The organism is Cupriavidus sp. 05N40, from assembly GCF_056397305.1.
Window position 1 is genome coordinate 1 of the sequence record NZ_JBFTND010000410.1, and the last position, 2,291, is coordinate 2,291.

The 2,291-nt window shown below is 60.2% G+C and carries 3 protein-coding genes; 1 reads left to right on the forward strand and 2 read right to left on the reverse strand.

The window, feature by feature from the left end:
- Positions 1-402: dihydroxy-acid dehydratase domain-containing protein (locus tag AC1DO7_RS40975; RefSeq protein WP_477117545.1), on the reverse strand; the 402-nt coding region annotated here is incomplete at its 3' end.
- 205 nt (positions 403-607) lie between these two features.
- Here AC1DO7_RS40975 and AC1DO7_RS40980 point away from each other — a divergent pair.
- The gene (locus AC1DO7_RS40980) at positions 608-1,600 is read left to right on the forward strand and encodes a Bug family tripartite tricarboxylate transporter substrate binding protein (protein ID WP_441622792.1); all 993 of its coding nucleotides are present in this window, start codon (positions 608-610) and stop codon (positions 1,598-1,600) included.
- Positions 1,601-1,861: 261 nt separating this feature from the next.
- Here the strand turns inward: AC1DO7_RS40980 and AC1DO7_RS40985 are convergent, their stop codons facing one another.
- Positions 1,862-2,287 (reverse strand): YbhB/YbcL family Raf kinase inhibitor-like protein, encoded by a 426-nt coding sequence (locus tag AC1DO7_RS40985; RefSeq protein ID WP_477117546.1) that lies wholly within the window; start codon positions 2,285-2,287, stop codon positions 1,862-1,864.
- Between the last annotated feature and the right edge of the window lie 4 nt (positions 2,288-2,291).

Genomic DNA, 2,291 nt, shown 5'->3' on the forward strand with positions numbered 1-2,291 from the left:
GTCCATCGGCTGCGCGCGAATCATCTCCTCAGTGTCCATCGACATGAGGTTGCGCAGATACATGCTTGTCGGCGCCGAAAAGCTCTCGTGGATCGAGATCGTCGGGAAATCCATGGGCAGACCGCCCGCCAGCATGATGCCGCGCTTCACGGCCTCGATGAGCTGGGGTGCATTGCCGTGGCACGGGTTGTAAGCGCTCCCGGTGTTGACGATGCCAATGACCGGGCGATCCAGCGCCGAATCCGTGTAACCCGCCCCCTTGATAAACGCCTTGCGCAGGAACAGCGAAAACCCGCGGTCCCCGTAGTTGGTAAGGCCCTTTGAGATGCCCGTGGCCGCGGCTTCGGGTGCGATGTCATGGCGCGGAGTAGCGCCTTTGGGGGTTTGGTCTTCGTTGGACATGAGTTTCCTGCTGAGTACTGGGACAGAAACGTCGCACCTTGCTGCTACGTAGGTCGTAAGGATAGCCCAGCCCCTCGAAAATTGTTGCTAGTGATATCACCTATATTATTAATAATCTGATTGTCTAGAGTTCGGACCTAGTTCCTGGCGGGCGGCCAGGCACAACTAATCACACGACCCACATGGAAGGAGACACTCCGTGAATCTGTCATTCGGTTACCTTGGCGCGCGGCGCCGACGCCTACTCATAGCAGCCGTTGTCATTGGTGGAAATATGCTGTTTCCTGCTCTTGCAAGAGCGGATTACCCGGACAAGCCTATCAAGCTCGTCGTGCCGTACACGCCTGGCGGCGCGACCGACGTGATTGCGCGGGTCATAGGTCAAAAGCTCTCGATGTCCTTAGGCCGGCCAGTCGTCGTCGAAAATCGGGTTGGCGCGGCGGGCAACCTTGGTGCGGCTTACGTCGCCAAGGAAAGGCCGGACGGCTACACGCTGCTGCTCGGCGCCCTGACGAGTCACTCCATCAACAGCGTCTTGCTGCCATCTACAGCAGGGTTCACGATGGATAAGAGCTTTGCGCCTATCGCAGTGCTTGGACGCGTGCCACTCGTGGTCACTGTGGGGCCGGCATTCAAGGGGAAGACTCTTGCCGAGTTCATCGCCGCGGCGAAAGCCAAGCCTGGCGGCATGAACTATGGATCTTCGGGTAACGGGTCGCCGCAGCATCTTGCAGCCGAGCTATTCAAGCGCCAGGCTGGTGTCGATCTCACTCATGTTCCGTACAAGGGAAGCAGCCCGGCACTGAACGATTTGATGGGCGGCCAGGTGGACGTCGTCTTCGACACATTGCCCGCCACCCAGTCGTTTATCAAGGGCGGCCGTCTGCGTGCCTTGGCTTCGGCTACGCCTCAACGGGTCTTGCCGGACGTGCCCACGGCAAGTGAAGCTGGCCTGTCAGGGTTTGAAGTCAGCTCCATGTTTGGCCTGCTGGCGCCAGCAGGCCTGCCTGCCCCGATTGCCAACAAACTGAGCGCGGCGCTAAAGGACATCCTGGCGCAGGCAGAGGTGAAGAACGCGCTCACCGAGCAGGGAGTCATTCCCGTCTACACCACTCCGGATGAAGCCCGCTCGCAGATCACCGCRGAAGTAGCGCGATGGTCCAAGGTTATCAAGGAGGCGAACATCAAGGCCGACTGAACAATCGATTTCCGCAATCAATGTCGTTCGGATTGCTACTTCGCTTTGGTTGCGGTCCGCGTTATCTTCGTGCCGACAGAGTCGATCTTTGATGGGTGCAGCCCGGACCGCTTCCAAGGATCGCTCGAATTCTAGACGTCTTCGCACAGCGTGCGATGTCCGAAGAGAGGCGAAATGCCCCGTCGTCATGCGGTGGCATGAACCGACGTAGACCGATGGCTTCGCGCTGCCTGTGCTGCTCGAACCGAGTGCACGACTACGTCAGCGCGCATGCTTCTGGTAGGTCCCGATGAGTTCGGCATGGGCCAGTATGTGCCCCCGCATCGCCTGTTCCAGCGCCGCCTTGTCCGGCTTGCCGAGATCTGGCAGCACGACGTCCAGGGCGTATAGCTTGTGGAAATACCGGTGCCGGCCAGTTGGAGGACACGGCCCGCCGTAATCGGCACGGTGCCAGTCGTTGACACCTTCGCGAGCGCCGGGCGGCAAGCTATGCCGGCTCATACCTTGTGCAAGCGAGCCGGGCCGCGGAGGTAGGTTGTACACGAGCCAATGGACCCATGTCATTTGCGGTGACGCCGGGTCTGGCGCATCCGGATCATCGACAATCAAGGCCAGGCTGGCAGTGGAGGGCGGCAACCCTGACCACGCCAGGGGCGGTGACACATCGGCGCCTTCGCACGTGTGCACATTG